Origin of the sequence: Pseudomonas sp. BIC9C, assembly GCF_034541995.1 — a bacterium.
Classification (GTDB): domain Bacteria; phylum Pseudomonadota; class Gammaproteobacteria; order Pseudomonadales; family Pseudomonadaceae; genus Aquipseudomonas; species Aquipseudomonas fluorescens_CC.
In genome coordinates, this window is the sequence record NZ_JAWDGM010000004.1 from 136,774 (window position 1) to 150,517 (window position 13,744).

The window sequence follows — 13,744 nt, forward strand, 5'->3', positions numbered from 1 at the left end:
GCGAAGAACGAAGAGAAAGGGCCGCTTGAATGATGAGTTCAAGCGGCCCTTTTTTGCCCTCAGGGATTGGCAACCTGCGCCGGCGCCACCGGCATATGCGGGTCATTCCAGATGAACCGATAGGCTTTGCTGGCTTCTTGCGGCACGCATTTGCCGGTGTCGGCATCCGCGCCCACGATCGACCAGTTCGCCCGGGAGTTTTCACCCAGTTCGCGGGCTGCTTCGGGTTTGAAGCACTGGCTGAGTACGTCATCCGGCACCAAGGCGTAGGCCTTGGGGTGTTCGCGCAGATACAGCGCGGCTTTTTCGATGGACGAATAGTCCATACCGAAATGCACGATCGGCTGACGGGCAAACAACCAGTGCCCCTCCTCCCAGTTGACCAGCACCAGATCGGCGCCCTGGGTCATGGTCGCAGCTTGCGTCATGAGCACCTGATCGATGTTGGTGCCTTCCTTGAGCGGTTCGATGAAACCACGGGCGAACCACAACACGAACCAGGTTGCTACCAGTGCCGGGAACACCCGACGCAAACGCGGGTGCCTTTTGAACCAGCGCTTGAGCATCCACGGAATCAACGGCGCGGCGACCAGCACCAGCCCAGGCAGCGCCGGGTAGATGTACAACTTGCGCTTGCCGCTGCTGATGCAGAAAAACAGCACCACCAGCGCTACCCAACCGAGCAATACCAGGACCCGGCCGTCGCGTTTTTGCAACTGACGGCGCCAGGCGGGCACCAGCCATGGCAGCACCAGCACCAGCGGTAGCCAGTACTGCGGAATCACGTTGGTGAAGAAATACCAGAACGGTTCACGGTGATGCCACGCGGCGGCATAACGGCCAGCGGTCTGGTGCAGGAGGATCTCCCGCGCATAGGCAATTTCGTCTGCGCTGCCATTGAAGAGGATGGACAAGGCCAGGGGCAGCAACCAGATCGCAATCGCCGCGAGCATCAACAGCAACCCCAGCAACCACTTGCGCGCCTCGCCGGGCATGGCCACCACACCGGGCCAGTCTTTGCGCACCGCATAGGCGTAAGGAATCAGCAACAGCGCCGGCAGGAAACCCACGCCCTTGGTGATCACGCCGATGCCCATGGCCGCGCAGCCCACGTAAAACCAGCGCCAAGCAGGGCCCAGCAGCAGGTGTCGCGCCAGCCCGTACAGGCCCAGGGAGGTGAACAGAATCAGCAGGCTGTCGATCTGGCCGGTGCGCAGGATGCTGTAGGTCTGGTATGTCGCCAGGTACAACAGTGCGGCGTTGCGCCCGGTACGCTGGGTCCACAGGCGACGGCCCAGGTCATAGACCATCGCCGTGACCGTCACGGCCGAAAACAGGCCCGGGATATAAAGGGCGATGTTGGGCTTGCCAGTCAGCCAGGTGAAGAACGCCACCGTCCACATGAAAATCGGCGGCTTGTCCCCGTAGATTTCGGCGGCCCGGTGCGGGATCAGCCACGAGCCGTTTTGCAGCATCTCCAGTGCGACGCCGAGGAAGCGTTCCTCATCCACATTCTGGGCCTGGCGCAGCCCCATTCCCGCGCCGATCAGCAACAGGGCAAGCAGCATCAGGCCCAGGCATTCGACCCTGGGCGACAACGATCTACGCATGGTTTATTCCTTCACGCTTCTGCTTTTGGCAATCAATTGCAGGTTGCGAAAATAGACGAGGGAGCCAAAGGCCTGACCGGCGATGAACACCGGGTCCTGACGATAAATGGCATAGGCGAGCAGCAGGGTGCTGCCGACGATGCTCAGGTACCAGAAGTTGGTCGGGATCACGCTGCGTTTCTTGTACTCGCTGTACAGCCACTGCAGGACAAAGCGCCCGGTAAAGGCCACCTGCCCCGCAAAGCCGACGATCAGCCACAGGGTTTCACGCGACACCATCATCCTTCGATCTCCTGGGCAATGGTGTTCAGCCGCGTGCGCTTGATCAGCCACCAGACCCCGAACAAATCGAGAATGCCGACCAGCGCGCGGTCGATGTTGCCGTATTTCGACACCCCGGCCGTGCGCGGCCGGTGGTTGACCGGGTGCACGATCATGCGTCCGTTATGGCGCTGGATCAGCGCCGGAATATAGCGATGCATGTGGTCGAAGTACGGCAGGCGCAGGAACGCCGCGCGCTCGATCAGCTTCAGGCCGCAACCGGTGTCCGGGGTGGCATCCTTGAGCAGGCGCCGACGCAGGTTGTTGGCGAAACGCGAGGCGTAGCGTTTGCTCGCGGTGTCGCGGCGATTGACCCGGTGCCCGGCAACCAGCTGCACATCGACCTGGCCCGGTTCGCCGCGCACCAGCGCCAGCATGCCGGGAATGTCCGCCGGGTCGTTCTGGCCGTCGCCATCGAGGGTCGCCAGCCACTGCCCGCGCGCCTCCCGTGCCGCGTGGTACAGCGAGGTGCTCTGCCCCAGCGACCGCTCGTGATGGAGGATGCGCAAGGTGTCCAGGCCGTCGTGGCGCATTTGCCGCAACTCCTGCAGGGTCGAGTCGGTGCTGCCATCGTCGACCACGATGATTTCATAAGCCTCATCGGCCAGTGCCACGCGGATTTCCTCAAGCAATGGCTTGAGGTTGTTCGCTTCGTTTTTGGCGGGAATCAGTACGGATACAAAAATGTCTTGGCTCATGGGGTCTCTCTCGCCTTCTTTGATTTTTTCGAGATCAGAGGCGAACGCTTCAAATCTGATAGAACTGCCGATACCACTTCACAAACTCGCCGACGCCGGTTTCGAGCGTCACCTGCGGGCTGAAGCCCACCCACTCGGCCAGTGCCGAGACATCGGCCCAGGTCTTGACCACATCACCGGCCTGCATCGGCATGTAGTTGCGCCGGGCTTGCAGGCCCAGGGCGGATTCCAGGCAGTCGACGAAATCCAGCAACGCCACCGGCATGCCACGCCCGATGTTGAAAAGCCGGTTGACCCCGGTGGCGGAGCCTTCCGGCACCGGAGGCTTTGGGCGTAGTCGGGCGATGCCTTCGACAATGTCGTCGACATAGGTAAAGTCCCGCGACATCTGCCCCTCGTTGTAAATGTCGATGGGCAGGTCCTTGAGGATGGCGTCGGTAAACTTGAACAGCGCCATGTCCGGGCGGCCCCACGGACCGTAGACGGTAAAAAAGCGCAGGCCACTGGCTTTCAAGCCATACAGATGGCAGTAACTTTCGGCCAGCAGTTCATTGGCGCGCTTGCTGGCGGCGTACAGCGAAACGGGATGTTCGACAGGATCCTCGACACTGAACGGCATCTTGCTGTTGGTGCCGTACACCGAACTGCTCGAGGCGTAGATCAGATGCTCGGGGCGATGGTGCCGGCAGGCTTCCAGCACATTGAGGAAACCCACCAGGTTCGATTGCCCATAGACATCCGGGTTATCCAGCGAGTAGCGCACGCCAGCCTGGGCGGCCAGGTGCACCACCTCGGTAAAACGGTGTTCCTGGAACAGGCTCATCAGCGCCGGTTTATCGACGATGTCCATTTTCCGGAAACGAAAACCCGGCAAAGTCTCCAGCACCTTGAGGCGCGCGTGCTTGAGTTCCACGTCGTAGTAGTCGTTGAGGTTGTCGATACCGACAACGTCCTGACCTTCGCGGCACAAGCGCTGGACCGTATGAAAACCGATGAAACCGGCTGCACCGGTGACCAGAACGGTCATTGGGCGCACGCCTGCGACTGCGCCGCGATCGGCGCGAGATTACTGATCCAGACACTTGTCAGCTTCATGTGTACTTCCTGCTTATGGCGTCATTCGCGCGCGGTTTCGTTGTGAAGCTTATAAAACAGAAACATTTCAGTTTCGATAAGGCCGTGCACGACTTCAGTAAAAAAAAAGATATTTGGCCGAAATAGCCGCTACTATTTGGCCGATCCGTCATGTGGCTTGTAAAATCGGAACAAACCGATATCCACGGTCCTGATGTATTCCTTGGCCCAATCCGGGTTGACGGTACGGTCATGGAAATACAGGGCACCCTGCGTACGGTCCGGCAGTTGCTTGTTCAGGGCCTTGCGCGCGATTTCCTTGGCCATCGCGTAAGGCGCCTCTTCCTGCGCCGAATCGGACTTGCCGTCACACCACCAGGAGAACTGGCAACTCCTGGTCTCGGAACCCTGCTTGACCACTTTGCACACCGTGTCCGGAAAGCCCTCGTGGCCCAGGCGATTCATGACCACGTTGGCCACCGCCTCCATGTCGGCGGAGTCCTTGCCCTTGGCTTCCCAGTAAATCGAGCGGGCCAGGCAGGTGATCGCATCGTCCAGCGGCGCGGCACCCGCCGGGTCAACGGCCTGGACTTCGGACGGGGTAATGGCTTCAGCCTTGGGTGCCGGTGCAGGGTTGCTGTTCTCGGCGGCCTTCTGCTCCAGCACTTCGGCCTTGTTCTCGGCCGCTTGTTGTTTTTGCTCTTGATCCCCGGCGGCCACCGGGCCGGCAAGCAACGTGAGGACGAGGCAGGAGGCCATCCAGTCAAGACGCATGATCGGTTTCACTCGGTGAGCGATTCGATTCAGTGTAGTAGTGAAATGATTTCACCCACCCCACTACACTCTGGATAAATCCGTTGCCCTGGATGGGCCAACTTCGCGCATCATGGGCGCAAACTGCTCAAGGGGGATTTTCATGGGTTTCATCTCATCCGCAATGGGTTTGGCCGGTTTGTCACTGAGCCTGGTATTCGCCGCCAGCGCCTCGGCGGCGGACGAATCGCAATTGATCGAATCGATCAACGTCTACCGCAGCCAACTGCAGCGCTGTGCCGGCCAGGTTTCCTCGGAGCTGCCGCCGCTGTCGGCCGACCCGCGCCTGGTGCTGACCGCCCCGAGTATCGGCAATCTGCAACAGGCCATGGCCACGGCGGGTTATCCCATGAAGAATGTGCAGGCCATCAGCCTGTCCGGGCCTCGCGATGCGGCGTCGGCGATGAAGGCGATTCAGGAGAGTTTTTGCCAGATCGTCCTCGACCCGCAATTCGTCGATGTCGGCGTCAGCCGCCAGGACCGTGAATGGCGCATCGTGGTCGCGCGGCCGTTGTTGAGCGCACGCCTGGGCGGCGCGCAGGCCGAAGGCCAGAAGCTGCTGACCGAAGTCAACGCAGCACGCACCCGGCCACGCCAGTGCGGTGCGCAATCCTTTGCCGCCGCGCCAGCGCTGGCCTGGAACGCCACACTGGCCAGCGCCGCCGAAGGCAACTCGCGCTCCATGGCCAACCACAACTACTTCGATCACAAGGACCGCGACGGCCGCACACCGGGTGACCGCGCGGAACTGGCCGGCTACGACTTCCAGCAGATCGGCGAAAACATTGCCGCCGGGCAAGACACGCCACACAAAGTGGTCGAAGGCTGGCTGTCCAGCCCCGGCCATTGCGCCAACCTGATGAACCCGCAGTTCCGCGAACTGGGCGCCGCTTACGCGACCGACCCGAAGAGCGATGCAGGGATATACTGGACAGCAATGTTTGGGGCGCAGTAATGACAAGGCTCTGAGTGTGTCGCGGACGGGCCATCCAACGGGGCACCTGTAGGAGCGAGCTTGCTCCTACAAGGAAACGAGCTCAATTGCGATCAGGCAGGCCGACGGGGCAGATCAATATCAAAAGCCAGAGCTAATCCGTATCTGTAGGAGCGAGCTTGCTCGCGATGGACGTCAACGATGACGCGGACTGTCTGAATCCCCGCGGTGTCCTGGCGTTTTTCGCGAGCAAGCTCGCTCCTACAGGGAAACGCGTTCAATTGCGATCCGGCCGGCCGGTAGGCCGCCTCGCTTTTGCTTTTGCTTTTGCTTTTGCTTTTGATCTTCTTGCCCCTCGAGAGGCCGAGCGCAGGTTCTGCGCAGTGGGCAACCCGGCATGAATGCCGGGTTAGCCGCCACCGGCCATGGATGGCCGATGGCGGCGGGCCCACGGAGCAGGACCGAAGCGAGGGCATGCCGAGCCTAGGCGAGGCACCGAACGAAAGGGGCAAGAGCCCTTGGTTACTTGGGGCTCTTCCAAGTAACCCGCCGTAAGGGCGGAACCGCTAGTGGCCGTTACCGCAGGAATGGAAATTCACCCAATCCATAAATACGCCCCAAAGTGAACTGGCCCCCTTCAACGACTTGCCATCAATGACTACTCATCCCGGCAGCCTGCATCAACATCCGCAATGCCCCCGCCACCACACCCAACGCAACCACACTGCCCAGCCAGATCAACACCAGCCACCCAAGACGCTTGTACCAAGGCACCGGTGCCGGTTCACGAGAATCAATGGTAGCCATCGCCAATCCTCACTTTGCCGCGGAATACGTAGTAGCTCCAGACCGTGTACATCAGGATGATCGGCAAAATGAACAGCGCCCCGATCAGGATGAACAACTGGCTGGTCGCCGGAGACGCCGCCGCCCACAGGCTGATGGAGGGTGGCACGATGTTCGGCCAGATGCTGAACGCCAGGCCGATGTAGCCCAGGAACACCAGCATCAGGGTGAAGACGAACGGCCAGTGGGTGTGACGCTGGCGCAGGGTCCTGAGCAAGCCGAACATCGCCAGCAAGGCCAGCACCGCAAGACCACCGAACACCGCCAGGTGCGCATGGGCAAACCAGCGCGTGGCGATTTCCGGATGGAGAATCGGTGTCCACACACAGATCACGCCGATCACCGCCAACAGCAGCCACGCCAGGGGCCGGGTGAACAGGCGCATCCGCGATTCGAGCATGCCTTCGGTCTTGACCAGCAACCAGGTGCTGCCCAGCAGCGCATAGGCGATGATCAGGCCGACACCGCAGAACAGCGGAAACGGTGCCAGCCAGTCCAGCGAACCACCGGCGAACTGCCGGTCGACCACCGGGATACCGGCAATGTAAGTACCGATCACCACGCCCTGGGAGAGCGTCGCCAACAGCGAACCGCCGATGAACGCCATGTCCCAGATATGGCGCTTTTCAGGGCTGGCCTTGAAACGAAACTCGAACGCCACGCCGCGGAAGATCAGGCCGCACAACATCAGGATCAGCGGCAGGTACAACGCTTCCAGAATCACCGAATAGGCCAGCGGGAACGCGCCATACAGCGCCGCGCCGCCCAGCACCAGCCAGGTCTCGTTGCCGTCCCAGACCGGAGCCACGGTGTTCATCATCACATCGCGCTCCTTCGCATCCGGGATCAGCGGGAACAGAATGCCCAGCCCCAGATCGAAGCCATCCATGATCACGTACATCATCACGCCGAAGGCGATGATCACACCCCAGATCAGCGATAAATCGATACCTTGAATACCCATGATTCAACTCCCTTCCTTCAATTGACGCGGGCGTCGGTTTCGAGGATTTCGGCGTCGGCAGACAGTGGCCGGCGCGGTGTGATCACCTGGTCGGAATGCCCGCCTGCGGAATGCCCGTGATGCGGCTGCGGCCCTTTGCCGACCAGTTTCATCATGTAGCCGATGCCCACCGTGAACACCGAGAAATAGATCACCACGAACAGCGCCAGCGAGAGGCTCAACTGCGCGACACTGTGATTCGACGCGGCATCGGCGGTGCGCAACAGGCCATACACCACCCACGGCTGACGCCCGACTTCGGTGGTGATCCACCCGGCCAGCATGGCGATCAGGCCGCTTGGGCCCATCCACAGCATCAGGCGCAGGAACCAGCGGTTGCGGTAGATGGCACCACTGCGGCGCAGGGCCAGGCCGAGCACGCCGGCCAGCACCATCAACATGCCCAGCCCGGCCATGACGCGGAAACTCCAGAAGATCACCGTCGCATTGGGCCGGTCCTCTTTCGGGAAGCTCTTGAGCGCCGGGATCTGCTTGTCGAGGCTGTGGGTCAGGATCAGGCTGCCCAGGTAGGGAATCTCGATGGCGTATTGGGTCTTCTCGGCCTGCATGTCGGGGATGCCGAACAGCACCAGTGGCGTCGCTTCGCTACCGTTGTTTTCCCAGTGCCCTTCAATCGCAGCGATTTTCGCCGGTTGATGTTCCAGGGTGTTCAAGCCGTGGGCGTCACCCACCACGGCCTGGATCGGCGCGACGATCAATGCCATCCACAACGCCATCGACAGCATCTTGCGCACTTGCCGGGTGTCGTTGCCGCGCAGCAAGTGCCACGCCGCCGACGAGCCGACAAAGAACGCCGTGGCCACGAACGCGGCAATCGCCATGTGCGCCAGGCGGTACGGGAACGACGGGTTGAACACGATGGCCAGCCAGTCCAGCGGCATCACGCGACCGTCGACGATCTCGAAGCCCTGGGGCGTTTGCATCCAGCTGTTGGACGCGAGAATCCAGAAGGTCGAGATCAAGGTGCCGATGGCGACCATGACCGTGGAGAAGAAGTGCAAGCCACGCCCTACCCGGTTCCAGCCGAACAGCATGACCCCGAGGAAACCGGCCTCGAGGAAGAACGCCGTGAGCACTTCATAGGTCAGCAACGGCCCGGTGATGCTGCCGGCGAAATCGGAGAAGCGGCTCCAGTTGGTGCCGAACTCGTAGGCCATGACCAGCCCCGAGACCACGCCCATGCCGAAGTTGACGGCAAAGATCTTCGACCAGAAATGGTAGAGATCGCGATAGGTGTCGTTGTGGGTCTTCAGCCAAAGGCCTTCGAGCACCGCCAGGAAACTGGCCAGCCCGATGGTGATGGCGGGAAAGATGATGTGGAACGAAACCGTGAACGCGAATTGAATCCGCGCCAGGTCCAGTGCCTCCAGGTTAAACATGTCGATATCCTCATCGCGGCTGAAAAACGGCGGCACACGGCCGGGCCACCGTCAGGCCGGAGGGCCTGCAGCCAACACAAGTCGAAAGGTTTGCAGTGAGCGGTTGCGGCACCGGGCCGCCCCGCTGCTATGCGGCGGTAGTCGAAATCAGGCTGCTGGCCTTCGCCTGCTCCAGCCGGATGGCAACGAACTTGGAAGTCGGGGTGAAGGTACGGTCACCGTAACTTTCCAATGGCACCAGCGGATTGGTCTCCGGGTAGTACGCCGCCGCCTGACCGGCCGGAATGTCGTAGGCGATCAGGGTGAAACCGCTGACCCGACGCTCGCGTTCGTCGTCCCACAGCGCCACCAGGTCGACCTTCTGCCCCGGTTCGAAACCCAGTCGGCGAATGTCCTGTTCGTTGGCGAACACCACGTCGCGCATGCCGTACACCCCGCGATAACGGTCATCCAGACCGTACAGCGTGGTGTTGTACTGATCGTGGGAACGCATGGTCTGCAAAATCAGGTGCGGCTTGACCGCCAGGTTGCGCACGCCCTCGCTGATCAGGTGCTCCGGCAACACGCTCGGGGTGAATTGGGCTTTGCCGCTGGCGGTTTTCCAGATGCGCCGGGCCGCGTCGTTGGGCATGTGGAAACCGCCCGGATGCAGCAAGCGCCGGTTGAAATCTTCGAAGCCGGGAATGGTGTCGGCAATCATGTTGCGGATGCGGCCGTAGTCGCCGATAGCCCAGTTCCAGTCGATCGGGTGCTTGCCCAGTGTCGCGGCGGCGATGCCGGCGATGATCGCCGGTTCCGACAGCAGGTGTTTCGACTTGGGTTTGAGTTGACCGTGAGAGATGTGGATCATGCTGAAGGTGTCTTCCACGGTCACGCCCTGCGGGCCTTCGGCCTGCATGTCGATATCGGTGCGGCCCAGGCACGGCAGGATCAGCGCTTCACGGCCGGTGACCAGATGGCTGCGGTTGAGCTTGGTGGCGATGTGCACGGTGAGGTCGCACTTGCGCAACGCAGCGTGGGTGCGCGGCGTGTCGGGGGTGGCCTGGGCGAAGTTGCCACCCAGGGCGATAAACACTTTCGAACGCCCCTGCTCCATCGCGCCAATCGCCATCACGGTGTTGTGGCCGTGCTCACGCGGCGGCTTGAAGGAGAAGCGTTTTTCCAGGGCATTGAGCAAGTCGGTAGGCGCCAGCTCGTTGATGCCCATGGTGCGGTCGCCCTGCACGTTACTGTGACCGCGAACCGGCGACAGGCCCGCGCCCGGACGGCCGACGTTGCCGCGCAGCAGCATCAGGTTGATGACTTCCTGCAGCGTCGGCACCGAATGCGTGTGCTGGGTCAGCCCCATCGCCCAACACATGATTACCCGTTTGGCCCGGGCGTACATGCGCGCGGCGAGTTCGATGTCGGCGAGGGTCATGCCCGATTGCTGCTCGATGTGCTCCCAGCTGGTCGCGTCGACTTCAGCCAGATAGGCATCCATGCCCGAGGTGTGTTCGGCGATGAACTCATGGTCGAACACCGGTTCGCCGCCGGTGGCCTGAGCTTCGCGCTCCCACTGCAACAGGAACTTGACCATGCCGCGCATGACCGCCATGTCACCGCCAAGTGCCGGACGAAAGTACGCGGTGTTGGTGGGCTCGGAGCCATTCATCAACATTTCGATCGGGTGCTGTGGATGCTGGAAGCGCTCCAGCCCGCGCTCCTTGAGCGGATTGATGCAGATCACCTGAGCACCACGCTTGACCGCTTCGCGCAGCGGTTCGAGCATCCGCGGATGATTGGTGCCAGGGTTCTGGCCAATGACGAAGATCGCATCGGCATGCTCCAGATCGTCGAACACCACGGTGCCTTTGCCCACGCCCAGGCTTTCGATCATGCTCACCGCGCTGGCTTCGTGGCACATGTTGGAGCAGTCCGGAAAGTTGTTGGTACCGTAAGCCCGGACGAACAACTGATAGAGAAACGCCGCCTCGTTGCTGGCCCGGCCCGAGGTGTAGAACTCGGCCTGGTGGGGCGATTCCAGCGCGTTGAGGTGCCGGGCGATCAGCGCGAACGCTTCGTCCCAGGTGGTTTCGACGTAGCGGTCGGTGGCCACGTCATAGCGCATCGGGTGGGTCAGGCGTCCCTGATACTCCAGCCAGTAATCGCTCTGCTCGGCCAGCGCCGAGACTCTGTATTTGTTGAAGAAGGCCGGGTCAACCAAACGGCCCGTGGCCTCCCAGTTGACGGCCTTGGCGCCGTTTTCGCAGAACTTGACCATGCCGTTTTCCGGCGACTCGCCCCAGGCGCAACCGGGGCAGTCGAACCCGCCGTTCTGGTTGGTCTTGAGCATGGCGCGAATATTCTTCAGCGCGTTTTCACTGCCCAGCCAGGTTTTGGTAACAGCGATTAGCGCGCCCCAACCAGCGGCGGCACCTTTGTAGGGTTTGTAGCGGTCGACTTGAGACATGGTACTTCTCCGTGACCTGATTCAGGTCATTGATCGTTTGACGGAGAAAGCATATGAACAGGGATTTATTACTGTCTAATCGCTATTTATGACCACATGATCGAGGATATTTATCATCGATATTTATCGTTGTTTTTCATCAACTTATAAAATTTAAACAGCCATTTACGCGGCAATTTTTTCCATCATAGATGCACTCGATCAACCGGTTACTAATAGTGATTGGACGGCCCCTAAAGTTGCTCTTAGCCTGCACTCAACAAATCCGTTATCAGCGCATTATTTGTAGGAGCGAGCTTGCTCGCGATGGACTCAAGGGCACCGCGTTCAGCCAGTAAGCACGCGTAATCGTTAACGACCATCGCGAGCAGGCTCGCTCCTACACCTGCGCTTAACAAATCCGTTTTCAGCGCAATATCTGTAGGAGCGAGCTTGCTCGCGATGGACTCAAGATCACCGTGTTCAGCCAGTCATCACGCGTAATCGTTCACGACCATCGCGAGCAGAGCTCGCTCCTACAAAAGACCACGCTCGCTTAACGGAACATTCATTCAATGCGTGCCAAGCGAGGGTGTCATGTCAGAACGAGTCTTGATCGATGGGTTCTCCCGGCGCGTGGATTATCTGCGGATGTCGGTCACCGACCGCTGCGATTTCCGTTGCGTGTATTGCATGGCCGAGGACATGCAGTTTCTGCCACGCCAACGGGTGCTGACGCTGGAAGAGATTTATCAGTTGGCACAAAGCTTCGTGGCGCTGGGCACCCGCAAGATCCGCCTGACCGGAGGCGAGCCGCTGATCCGCCCGGGCGTGGTGCAACTGTGCGAGAAGATCGCCGCCCTGCCCGGCCTGCGTGAACTGTGCATGACCACCAACGGTTCGCAGTTGGCCAAACTGGCCGAGCCGTTGTTCGAGGCCGGGGTCAAGCGCCTCAACATCAGCCTCGACTGCCTGGACCCGCATCGTTTTCGCGAACTGACCCGCACCGGTGACCTGGCGCAGGTCATCAAGGGCATCGACGCTGCCAACAAGGCCGGATTTCGCAACACCAAGCTCAACTGCGTGGTCATGAAAGGCCGCAACGACCATGAGATCAACGATCTGGTGAGCTTCGCCATCGACCGCAACCTCGACATCTCCTTCATCGAGGAAATGCCGTTGGGCACCATCGACGAGCACAGCCGCGCCGAATCGTTTTTCGCAAGCAGCCAGGTCCGCGAGCGCATCGCCGAACGCTACACTTTGATTGATTCCGCCGAGTCGACCCAGGGTCCGTCGCGCTACTGGCGCCTGGCCGAGGCGCCACAGATTCGCCTGGGGTTCATCTCACCCCACAGCCACAATTTTTGCGGCACCTGCAATCGGGTGCGGCTGACCGTGGAAGGACGTCTGCTGCTGTGCCTGGGCAATGAGCACTCGGTGGATCTCAAGGCTGTTCTGCGCAGCCACCCCGGACAGCCCGAGCGCCTGGAACAAGCCATTATCGAGGCGATGAAACTCAAGCCTTATCGACACAACTTCGAAGTGAACGACGATGTACAGGTCGTTCGCTTCATGAACATGACGGGCGGCTGAACCCCATGATCGTGAGACCCAAACCCAACCTGATCGGCGTCCTGACGTCCCTCAAGGGGTCGATCGCCAAGCGCATTGCCTGGCGCAGCCTGATGGTGACGTTGCTCGCCTCAGCCATCGTGCTCATTGAAACCTTGCACCCCAGTTACTTTTCCAAGGTCAGTGCAACACCCTTCACGCTGCTGGGTTTGTCGTTGTCGATCTTCATGAGCTTTCGCAACAACGCCTGCTACGACCGCTGGTATGAAGCGCGCAAGGCGTGGGGCGATGTGATCGTGGAAGTCCGTTCGATGATTCGTGAAACCCTGGTGATCAAGGACACGGATGAGCGACACACGATCCTCAGCAACCTGTGCGGCTTTGCCCATGCCCTCAACGCGCGGCTGCGCCAGGAAAACGAACTGGCCACCAGCGGCGACTGGCTGCACCCGATGCCCAAGGGCAACACCACGGACATCAGCGGGCAAATACTGATGCAGGTCGGCCAGCAGTGTTCGACACTCAACGAATCCGGGAAGATCAACGACTGGCGCTACACGCTCATGGCCAACCACCTGGCCGGCCTGACCCACGCCCAGGCGGTCTGTGAACGGATCAAGAACACCCCGCTACCGTTCCCCTACACCCTGTTGCTGCACCGCACCATCTACCTGTTCTGCATCCTCCTGCCGTTTGCCATGGCCGAACCCCTGGGCTGGCTGACCCCGATTTTCACCGCGATCGTCAGCTACACCTTTTTCGGCCTGGACGCGATCGCCGATGAACTGGAAGACCCCTTCGGTCGCGATGAAAACGACCTGCCCACCGACGCCATCGTGCGCAACATCGAGCGTGATGTACTGGCTGCACTGGGCGTAACGGAACTGCCGCCACAACTGGAGCCGGTGGATTTTGTGTTGAACTGATTTTCAGGAAAAACGCAAAACCTGTGGGAGCGGGCTTGCTCGCGAAAGCGGTGGGTCAGGCAACATCTCTGTTGAATGTGCCGGCCTCTTCGCGAGCAAGCCCGCTCCCACAG

The 13,744-nt window shown here is 60.7% G+C and carries 12 protein-coding genes; 3 read left to right on the top strand and 9 right to left on the bottom strand.

Annotated elements, in window-relative coordinates:
* Positions 1–59: 59 nt before the first annotated feature.
* The 5 genes from RS887_RS18440 to RS887_RS18460 all read right to left on the bottom strand — a co-directional run bounded on the left by RS887_RS18440 (position 60) and on the right by RS887_RS18460 (position 4,477).
* On the bottom strand, positions 60–1,610 hold the full coding sequence (locus tag RS887_RS18440; RefSeq protein ID WP_322616457.1) for a glycosyltransferase family 39 protein: 1,551 nt from the start codon (positions 1,608–1,610) through the stop codon (positions 60–62).
* Positions 1,611–1,613: 3 nt separating this feature from the next.
* Positions 1,614–1,892: a lipid-A-disaccharide synthase N-terminal domain-containing protein gene (locus RS887_RS18445; RefSeq protein ID WP_322616458.1), complete on the bottom strand. Its 279-nt coding sequence runs from the start codon at positions 1,890–1,892 to the stop codon at positions 1,614–1,616.
* Positions 1,889–2,629, bottom strand: coding sequence for a glycosyltransferase family 2 protein (locus RS887_RS18450; RefSeq protein WP_322616459.1), 741 nt, complete (start codon positions 2,627–2,629; stop codon positions 1,889–1,891). Before RS887_RS18450 ends, RS887_RS18445 begins: the two co-directional genes overlap by 4 nt.
* A 49-nt stretch (positions 2,630–2,678) precedes the next feature.
* Positions 2,679–3,656: an NAD-dependent epimerase gene (locus RS887_RS18455; RefSeq protein ID WP_322616460.1), complete on the bottom strand. Its 978-nt coding sequence runs from the start codon at positions 3,654–3,656 to the stop codon at positions 2,679–2,681.
* Between the two features lie 200 nt (positions 3,657–3,856).
* Positions 3,857–4,477, bottom strand: coding sequence for a cell wall hydrolase (locus RS887_RS18460; RefSeq protein WP_322616461.1), 621 nt, complete (start codon positions 4,475–4,477; stop codon positions 3,857–3,859).
* Positions 4,478–4,619: 142 nt separating this feature from the next.
* Between RS887_RS18460 and RS887_RS18465 the strand changes: the two genes are divergently transcribed.
* Positions 4,620–5,471: a CAP domain-containing protein gene (locus RS887_RS18465; RefSeq protein WP_322616462.1), complete on the top strand. Its 852-nt coding sequence runs from the start codon at positions 4,620–4,622 to the stop codon at positions 5,469–5,471.
* A gap of 630 nt (positions 5,472–6,101) precedes the next feature.
* Here RS887_RS18465 and RS887_RS18470 read toward each other — a convergent pair.
* The 4 genes from RS887_RS18470 to RS887_RS18485 form a co-directional block, all read right to left on the bottom strand.
* Positions 6,102–6,257, bottom strand: coding sequence for a DUF2474 domain-containing protein (locus RS887_RS18470; RefSeq protein WP_322616463.1), 156 nt, complete (start codon positions 6,255–6,257; stop codon positions 6,102–6,104).
* Complete coding sequence (gene cydB, locus RS887_RS18475) at positions 6,244–7,260, bottom strand: cytochrome d ubiquinol oxidase subunit II (RefSeq protein WP_322616464.1); 1,017 nt, start codon at positions 7,258–7,260, stop codon at positions 6,244–6,246. The genes RS887_RS18470 and cydB overlap by 14 nt, the downstream gene beginning before the upstream one ends.
* A 17-nt stretch (positions 7,261–7,277) precedes the next feature.
* Positions 7,278–8,699, bottom strand: a complete 1,422-nt coding sequence (locus RS887_RS18480) for a cytochrome ubiquinol oxidase subunit I (RefSeq protein ID WP_322616465.1) — start codon at positions 8,697–8,699, stop codon at positions 7,278–7,280.
* A 127-nt stretch (positions 8,700–8,826) separates the two neighbouring features.
* Entirely contained in the window at positions 8,827–11,151 is a 2,325-nt protein-coding gene (locus tag RS887_RS18485; protein ID WP_322616466.1) for an FdhF/YdeP family oxidoreductase, read from the bottom strand.
* 576 nt (positions 11,152–11,727) lie between these two features.
* On the opposite strand from RS887_RS18485, the gene moaA reads away from it, so the two are divergent.
* Both moaA and RS887_RS18495 read left to right on the top strand, forming a co-directional pair.
* Positions 11,728–12,726, top strand: coding sequence for a GTP 3',8-cyclase MoaA (moaA, locus tag RS887_RS18490; protein ID WP_322616467.1), 999 nt, complete (start codon positions 11,728–11,730; stop codon positions 12,724–12,726).
* Positions 12,727–12,731: 5 nt separating this feature from the next.
* A complete protein-coding gene (locus RS887_RS18495) occupies positions 12,732–13,631 on the top strand; it encodes a bestrophin family protein (protein WP_322616468.1) in 900 nt (299 codons plus the stop codon).
* The last annotated feature ends 113 nt before the right edge of the window (positions 13,632–13,744 follow it).

Bases quoted from the DNA above. Each gene is read 5' to 3' on its own strand.
- RS887_RS18455 (WP_322616460.1), bottom strand. From the start codon at position 3,656: ATGACCGTTCTGGTCACCGGTGCAGCCGGTTTCATCGGTTTTCATACG.
- RS887_RS18470 (WP_322616463.1), bottom strand. From the start codon at position 6,257: ATGGCTACCATTGATTCTCGTGAACCGGCACCGGTGCCTTGGTACAAG.
- RS887_RS18485 (WP_322616466.1), bottom strand. From the start codon at position 11,151: ATGTCTCAAGTCGACCGCTACAAACCCTACAAAGGTGCCGCCGCTGGT.
- RS887_RS18465 (WP_322616462.1), top strand. From the start codon at position 4,620: ATGGGTTTCATCTCATCCGCAATGGGTTTGGCCGGTTTGTCACTGAGC.
- RS887_RS18445 (WP_322616458.1), bottom strand. From the start codon at position 1,892: ATGATGGTGTCGCGTGAAACCCTGTGGCTGATCGTCGGCTTTGCGGGG.
- RS887_RS18495 (WP_322616468.1), top strand. From the start codon at position 12,732: ATGATCGTGAGACCCAAACCCAACCTGATCGGCGTCCTGACGTCCCTC.
- RS887_RS18440 (WP_322616457.1), bottom strand. From the start codon at position 1,610: ATGCGTAGATCGTTGTCGCCCAGGGTCGAATGCCTGGGCCTGATGCTG.
- cydB (WP_322616464.1), bottom strand. From the start codon at position 7,260: ATGGGTATTCAAGGTATCGATTTATCGCTGATCTGGGGTGTGATCATC.
- RS887_RS18460 (WP_322616461.1), bottom strand. From the start codon at position 4,477: ATGCGTCTTGACTGGATGGCCTCCTGCCTCGTCCTCACGTTGCTTGCC.
- moaA (WP_322616467.1), top strand. From the start codon at position 11,728: ATGTCAGAACGAGTCTTGATCGATGGGTTCTCCCGGCGCGTGGATTAT.
- RS887_RS18480 (WP_322616465.1), bottom strand. From the start codon at position 8,699: ATGTTTAACCTGGAGGCACTGGACCTGGCGCGGATTCAATTCGCGTTC.
- RS887_RS18450 (WP_322616459.1), bottom strand. From the start codon at position 2,629: ATGAGCCAAGACATTTTTGTATCCGTACTGATTCCCGCCAAAAACGAA.